The organism is Ruoffia sp. FAM 26255 (assembly GCF_045528525.1).
Classification (GTDB): Bacteria; Bacillota; Bacilli; order Lactobacillales; family Aerococcaceae; genus Ruoffia; species Ruoffia tabacinasalis.
Genome location: NZ_JBGQQX010000073.1, coordinates 1 through 8,036 on the forward strand (window position 1 = coordinate 1; position 8,036 = coordinate 8,036).

Here is an 8,036-nt window from a genome sequence, read left to right on the forward strand (position 1 = left end):
TTAGTTCCACTAAGCGAATTGGTAGAGTCTGCTTACGCAAGGTATTGAACCGCCGTGTACGGAACCGTACGCACGGTGGTGTGAGAGGTCGACTAGTCAAATAATGGCTAGTCTCCTACTCGATTTCCAATCAATTCATATAGAATAGCGGTTATGGTGGAAATTTGATATAATCAAGTGTCGAAAAGATTTTATAATAAGGAGTTAATTATGATAAATGGGATTTTAGCGGTTTGGAAACCTAGAGGCATGACAAGTCATGATGTGGTGTTTAAATTGCGAAAAATGTTAAAAATGAAAAAAATTGGACATACTGGAACGCTCGATCCAGAAGTAGATGGCGTTCTAGTAGTTTGTTTAGGAAAAGGAACTCGCTTAGTTGAATTGCTGATGGACTCACCTAAAGTATATTACGGAGAGATTACCCTTGGTATGTCAACAGAAACCGAAGATGCCCACGGTGAAGTTGTTGACCATAAAGCGGTTGTACAGCCTGTTTCAATTGAAGAAATCGATAAAGCAATGTCAACATTTGAAGGTGTCATTGAACAAATACCACCGATGTATTCAGCAGTGAAAGTGAATGGTCGAAGATTATATGAGTATGCTCGAGAAGGCTTAGAGGTGGAACGCCCAATCCGAAATACGATCATCCATTCGTTTGAACGCGATGGTCAACCCGTGTATAATCAAGAAAGTGGTACTCAATCATGGAAATTCAAAGTAGATTGCGGCAAAGGAACTTACGTTAGAACTTTAGCTGTCGATTTAGGGAAGAAGTTGGGATATCCTGCACATATGTCGAAATTAACAAGATTAGAAACAAGTGGTTTTTCAGATTTTGAGAGCTATACACTTGAAGAAATACAAACGTTAATAGATAATGAAGAAATCAATGATAAAGTGGCTACAATTGAGACAGCATTGAAGCATGTTCCCAAAACTGATTTAGACGATGAATTATATGACAAGGTAAAAAATGGACAAGCACTCTTGAAAAGCGATTTTGAGCAGGATTTTCAAGAGCCAATCGCTTTCTATTATAATGATAAAATTATCGCGCTTTATCGTCAGCATCCAGAAAAAGAACTATATATAAAACCATACAAAATGTTCGTTTAAATGAAAGGAGATTCTAAATGAAGATAGTACACTTAAGTCATCCTTACGATTCAAAAGAAATATCAAATGAACCTGTAGTCATGACTTTAGGATTTTTTGATGGCGTTCATTTAGGTCATCAAAAAGTAATAAAAAGAGCAAGAGAAGAAGCAGAAAAAAGAGGAATTAAACTAGCTCTAATGACGTTTAATCAACATCCTAGAATAGTTTATGAAGATCTTAATTTAGATTCATTTCATTACTTAACAACGAATAAGCGAAAAGCGGAACTAATGGAAGAATTTGAAGTGGATATTTTATACATTGTTGAATATACATTCGCTTTTGGTACTCAAACGCCGCAAGAATTCGTTGAAAAGTACTTAGTCGATTTGCATACCGAAGTTGCGGTGGCAGGTTTTGATTATACTTATGGAAAAAAAGACATCGCGAATATGCAAACTTTACCCATTCATGCTGCTGAGCGCTTTGATGTCATTGAAGTTGAGGAATTAGCATCACACTTTTCCAAAGTAGCAACGACTCGAATTAAAGAACTCGTTTACCAAGGCGATATGGAGCAAGCCAACCAGGATTTGGGCTATATTTATGAAATATACGGTACAGTTATTCATGGTGAAAAAGTAGGACGTACATTAGGATATCCAACAGCTAATATCAAAGTCCCACATCCGCAACTGCTTCCTGGAATAGGCGTTTATGCCGTTGAAATTAAGATAGGCGATACTTGGCATCTAGGTAGCGCATCTATTGGTCATAATATTACGTTCTACGATAATCATGATTTAACGTGCGAAGTTTACATTTTAGATTTTAATCAAATGATTTATGGTGATAAAGTCAGAGTTAGATGGCATCATTATTTACGTGGAGAATATAAATTTAATAGTGTCGATGAATTGATCGACCAATTGAAAATTGATGAAGATAACACCCGTCTTTATTTCAAAAATCTAGGTGGTGGTCGAGATGTATAAAACAGTGATCAAAAACCTAGCCCTTGTGTTAATCGGGACATTTATCTTTTCAATCGCCGTTAATTCAATAGTCATTCCAAACCAACTTGGTGAAGGTGGCGTAACGGGTATCACACTCTTATTGTTCTATATATTTGACATTAGTCCTGCATTGAGTAACTTTATAATCAATGCGGTTATTATGTTGATCGGTTGGAGGTTTCTCGAAAAGGAGACAATCTTTTATACGCTCGTCGCAATTGTATCCATGTCATTATTTTTAGAATTTGTATTCTTACCTAGCTTTATCCCAACGAATTCATTATTAGGACCTTTAGCAAGTGGATTTTTAATTGGTCTAGGGATTGGAATTGTTATTTTAGGACACGGGACGACAGCAGGCGTTGATATCATTGCGTTAATCATTAATAAATATATGGGCTTGCAAGTTTCCATTGCATTGTTAATCCTTGACGTTATGATTGTCATTCCATTAACTGTTGTTATCGGTTTAGAAAAAGGCTTACTGACTTTAATCTCATTATATATTACAAGTAAGATTTTAAACTTTGTCATGGAAGGGTATAATCCTAAAAAAGCGATCATGGTTGTATCAAATAAGCATGACGAAATTGCTGAAGAAATTATGAAAAGAGTTGATCGGGGAATCACAGTGTTAAAAGGTTACGGATATTATTCTAAAGCAGAAAAAGATGTTCTATATGTAGTTATTAATCGAATTCAGTTAATTAAAGTTCAAAGAATCATTAATGACATTGATTCAAATGCTTTTGTCACAGTGACTGGAATCCAACAAGTTCTAGGTGAAGGTTTCACATTTAACCTGGATCAATCACATGATATTGAAGAAAATGAAGTAATCTAGCACTCTTAACCAAAGAGTGCTATTTTTTTGATTTTTTTCGGTAAATCCCTTGACAATTGTCCTAGTAGGATGTATTATAATAACAGTTAGCACTCAGATAACTTAAGTGCTAATAAGTGGGGTGAGAAAATGTTGACACCAAGACAACAGGAAGTTCTTAATTTAATTATACAACTTTATGGACAATTTGAAGAACCCATTGGTTCTAAAACTTTACTTCGAGAGAGTTACTTAAAAGTGAGTCCTGCAACAATACGTAATGATATGGTTGTGTTAGAGCAACAAGGCTTACTAATGAAGCCACATACTTCTAGTGGCCGAATACCATCTATTGATGGCTATCGTTATTATATTGACGGGATTATTCATCAGGAAGACAAAGAATTACCATTTCTTGATGATGACGCTAATTTTGAAGAGTTAACTCAAGCGAAACATTATAGTCCGTTACAACTGACACAACTTTGTGCAGATATATTAGTTTCATTGACTGGATTTACAGCAGTGGTACTTGGACAGAATAAAGAATCGCATTATTTTGAAGAATTTAAATTAGTGCCAATCGATCGGACGCGTTATATTTCAATCCTTATGACAGATAAGGGGAATATAGAGAGCGAGCAAATTGAATTAAAAGTGTCACTTTCAAAAGATGATATCACGAAGTTAGTAGAGATGATAAACGATGAACTTAAAGGTGTTGTACTTGAAGATGCCTATCAAAGGATGAAGTTAGGAATACCTTTATTAACTCAACGTTTAACAGGATATCAATTAGATTTCTCTCCGTTGATTGAAAAATCAATGCACCACATAAAAGGACACCGCTATTACATTAGTGGGAAAAGTAATCTCTTTGATTTGATAGATGGACAAACGAGTAGAGAAGCATTGAAACATCTTTTTGAACTCATTGATGGTTCAAGGGAAATGTATCATTTACTCGAAGAGCAAGAAGAAGGCATTAATATTATGTTTGGTTATGAGTTTTTAGCTGATAGCTTAGCGAATATAAATCTTCTCACCGGTTCATTTGTGAATGAAAATCAAAAAATAATCTTAGGATTACTCGGACCCACAACAATGTCCTATGAAAAAGTAATTGCGTTATTAGAAGTGATGATTAACAAATTATCGATTCAATAATATGAATGAAGGAGGGTGTCAATTGACAGATAACGAAAAAAATAACAATGTTGTTGATGAATCTGTAGAAATTATCGAACCAGAAACATCAGAAGAGACAACGACTGATGCACCAGAAGTTTCTGAAGAAGAAACTCAAGAGGTATCAGAATTAGATAAATTAAAACAAGAAAATGAAGAGCTAGATGACAAAATATTACGCCTACAAGCTGAGATGGCTAATATGCGTCGTATTAATACGAGAGAACGATCTGAAGCAGCAAAATTTAGATCACAAAACTTAGCATCATCACTCTTAGAAGTTATTGATAACTTAGAAAGAGCTCTACAAACGGAAACACCATCTGAAGATGGACAAGCACTTAAAAAAGGTGTAGAAATGGTTCATAACCAATTCAAAAATGCGTTTGAAAAAGAGAAAATCGATACAATTGATCCATTGAATGAAGAATTTGATCCAAACTTCCATCAAGCAGTGAGTGTTATGCCTGCAGGAGAAGGACAAGAAAGTAATCATGTGATTCAAGTGTTACAAAAAGGATATCGAATTGATAATCGTGTCATTAGACCAGCAATGGTTATCGTATCAGAATAAATTTAAAAGGAGAAATGTAATATGGCTAAAATTATTGGTATTGACTTAGGTACAACAAACTCTGCTGTAGCGGTTCTTGAAGGTGGAGAAGCGAAAATTATTCCAAACCCAGAAGGAAACCGTACAACACCATCTGTTGTAGCTTTAAAAAATGATGAAATTCAAGTAGGGGAAGTTGCTAAACGTCAAGCAGTAACAAACCCAGATACAGTAAGTTCAATTAAACGTCACATGGGTGACAGTTATAAAGTTTCAATGGGAGATAAAGAATACACACCTCAAGAAATCTCTGCAATGACATTACAATACATTAAAAGTTATGCAGAAGACTACTTAGGTGAAAAAGTTGATAAAGCAGTTATTACAGTACCTGCATACTTCAACGACTCACAACGTCAAGCAACTAAAGACGCTGGTCGAATCGCTGGTTTAGAAGTTGAACGTATCGTTAACGAACCAACAGCAGCAGCTTTAGCTTACGGTTTAGACAAAACTGATAGCGAAGAAAAAATCTTAGTATTTGACTTAGGGGGAGGAACATTCGACGTTTCAATCCTTGAATTAGGAGACGGAGTCTTTGATGTTCTTTCAACTTCAGGTGATAACAGCCTAGGTGGAGACGACTTTGATGAGAAAATTATCGAATACTTAGCAGCTGAATTCAAAAAAGAAAACGGCATCGACTTAACTAAAGATAAAATGGCAGCACAACGTCTTAAAGATGCAGCTGAAAAAGCTAAAAAAGATTTATCTGGTGTAACATCAACACAAATCAGCTTACCATTCATTACAGCTTCAGATGCTGGTCCATTACACTTAGAAACATCATTAAGCCGTGCTAAATTTGACGAATTAACAGACGAATTAGTAGAACGTACTAAAAACCCTGTTCGTCAAGCATTAAAAGATGCTGGCGTTGACAAAAATGAAATTGACCAAGTTATCTTAGTTGGTGGATCAACACGTATTCCTGCAGTAGTTGAAGCAGTACGTAAAGAAACTGGTAAAGAACCTAATAAATCAGTAAACCCTGACGAAGTTGTAGCAATGGGTGCTGCAATTCAAGGTGGAGTTATCTCTGGTGATGTTAAAGATATCGTATTACTTGACGTAACGCCATTATCATTAGGTATCGAAACAATGGGTGGAATTTTCACTAAATTAATCGATCGTAATACAACTATTCCAACAAGTAAATCACAAGTATTCTCTACAGCAGCAGATAACCAACCAGCAGTAGATGTACATGTATTACAAGGTGAGCGTGAAATGGCTCAAGACAACAAAACTTTAGGAAGATTCCAATTAACAGATATTCCTGCAGCACCACGTGGTGTTCCACAAATTGAAGTTTCATTCGATATTGACAAAAACGGTATCGTTAACGTAAGTGCTAAAGACTTAGGAACTCAAAAAGAACAAACAATTACAATCAAATCATCTTCAGGTCTTTCAGATGAAGAAATTGATCAAATGGTTAAAGATGCTGAAGCGAACGCTGAATCAGATAAACAACGTCGTGAAGAAGCAGATTTACGTAATGAAGTAGATCAATTAATCTTTACAACTAACAAAACTTTAGAAGACTTAAAAGATAAAGTATCTGAAGAAGAAGTTAAACAAGCGGAAGCAGCTCGTGATGAGTTACAAGCAGCAATCGATGAGAACGATTTAGAAGCAATGAAAGAAAAACGCGACGCTTTAAACGAAGTTGTTCAAAACTTAACTGTTAAACTTTATGAGCAAGCAGCAGCTGAGCAACAAGCTCAAGCAGATGCTTCTGGTGAAACAGCTGAAGATGACGGTGTCGTAGATGCTGAATTTGAGGAAGTTGACGACGAAGAGTAATTTTTATAAAATGATTACATTATGATGTTAATTTTTAGCCGAGGGCATCAATACCCTTGGCTTTTTATATAAACTGACTTGCTATCATTTTAAGAAGGAGGTAGATTATGGCAGAGAAACGTGATTATTATGAAGTGCTTGGCGTATCTCGTGATGCATCTGATGCAGAGATAAAGAGAGCCTATCGTAAATTATCAAAGAAATATCATCCAGATATTAATAAAGAAGAAGGCGCGGAAGATAAGTTTAAAGAAGTTTCTGAAGCGTATGAAGTACTAAGTGATTCGCAAAAACGTACGGCTTATGACCAATATGGACACGCTGCAAATGATCCAAACTTTGGTGGCGGCTTCGGCGGCGGAAGTTATGGCGGAGCAGGATTTGGCTTCGAAGATATCTTCGAACAATTCTTTGGAGGTTCTGGTGGATCTCGTCAAAGTCCAAATGCGCCTAGACGAGGAAGCGACTTACAATACCGTGTGACGTTAACTTTTGAAGAAGCGATCTTCGGAAAAGAAACAACGATTAAATACAACCGTAACGAAGAATGTCATACGTGTCATGGTTCAGGTGCTAAACCTGGAACTAGTCCGGTAACATGTTCGAAATGTCATGGTTCAGGAGCTGTGCAAGTTGAACAAAACACTCCATTCGGTCGTGTTATGACTCAAAGAACTTGTGATGTTTGTTCAGGAACTGGACAAGAAATTAAAGAAAAATGTCAAACGTGTCATGGTGCAGGAATAGAAGCTAAAGAGCATTCAGTTAAAGTAACTGTTCCAGCCGGAGTAGAAACTGACCAACAAATTCGTTTATCAGGACAAGGAGAAGCTGGTCAAAATGGTGGACCTTATGGAGACCTTTACGTAGTTTTTAGAGTACAGCCAAGTGAAGAATATGAACGTGACGGGACTGAAATTTATTATGAATTACCAATTTCATTCGTTCAAGCTGCCTTAGGTGATGAAATTACTGTACCGACTGTTCACGGAAAAGTGAAATTAAAAGTACCTGGTGGTACACAAACAGGTACAAGTTTCCGACTTAAAGGTAAGGGTGCACCTAGTATAAGAGGTAACTTCACGGGAGATCAACACGTCAAAGTGACAGTTAAAACACCTACAAAATTGTCAGAAAAAGAACGCGAATTATTCCAAAGATTAGCTGAGGAATCTGGCCAAACGGTTCGTGCCAATAATGAAGGTGGATTTTTTGGCAAAATGCGAGACATGTTCGATAAATAATTTTGTTTGAGTATGTAATATAAGGAGGCAACTCGGGCTAGTTTTATTGCCTGAATTGCCTCCTTTAAGTTTTGCTTATTTCAGATTGTCGTATGTCTATAAAATGTTTTACTTTTCTTTTAAATTGTATTTTTATGAATGGTGTGTTGTAAGATGAAACGCAACACTAAAAAAAGACATGAAGATTCGTTATACTTAAGTCACCACAACATAGTATAAGGAGAGAATCTTCATGTCAC

The 8,036-nt window shown here is 36.1% G+C and carries 7 protein-coding genes; all 7 read left to right on the forward strand.

What is annotated here, in order from left to right; translation table 11 throughout:
- Positions 1-213 precede the first annotated feature (213 nt).
- Positions 214-1,122 (forward strand): tRNA pseudouridine(55) synthase TruB, encoded by a 909-nt coding sequence (gene truB / locus ACEN31_RS10475; RefSeq protein ID WP_407109382.1) that lies wholly within the window; start codon positions 214-216, stop codon positions 1,120-1,122.
- A 17-nt stretch (positions 1,123-1,139) separates the two neighbouring features.
- Positions 1,140-2,099: a riboflavin biosynthesis protein RibF gene (ribF, locus tag ACEN31_RS10480; RefSeq protein WP_407093956.1), complete on the forward strand. Its 960-nt coding sequence runs from the start codon at positions 1,140-1,142 to the stop codon at positions 2,097-2,099.
- Positions 2,092-2,964 carry a YitT family protein gene (locus ACEN31_RS10485; protein ID WP_407109379.1) on the forward strand — a complete coding sequence of 291 codons (873 nt, stop codon included), beginning with the start codon at positions 2,092-2,094 and terminating at the stop codon, positions 2,962-2,964. Before ribF ends, ACEN31_RS10485 begins: the two co-directional genes overlap by 8 nt.
- A 132-nt stretch (positions 2,965-3,096) precedes the next feature.
- Positions 3,097-4,110, forward strand: coding sequence for a heat-inducible transcriptional repressor HrcA (gene hrcA, locus ACEN31_RS10490; protein WP_407109380.1), 1,014 nt, complete (start codon positions 3,097-3,099; stop codon positions 4,108-4,110).
- Between the two features lie 22 nt (positions 4,111-4,132).
- Positions 4,133-4,705, forward strand: coding sequence for a nucleotide exchange factor GrpE (grpE, locus tag ACEN31_RS10495; RefSeq protein WP_235888734.1), 573 nt, complete (start codon positions 4,133-4,135; stop codon positions 4,703-4,705).
- A 21-nt stretch (positions 4,706-4,726) separates the two neighbouring features.
- Entirely contained in the window at positions 4,727-6,553 is a 1,827-nt protein-coding gene (dnaK, locus tag ACEN31_RS10500; protein WP_138403494.1) for a molecular chaperone DnaK, read from the forward strand.
- Between the two features lie 107 nt (positions 6,554-6,660).
- On the forward strand, positions 6,661-7,797 hold the full coding sequence (gene dnaJ, locus ACEN31_RS10505; RefSeq protein WP_407109381.1) for a molecular chaperone DnaJ: 1,137 nt from the start codon (positions 6,661-6,663) through the stop codon (positions 7,795-7,797).
- Positions 7,798-8,036 lie beyond the last annotated feature (239 nt).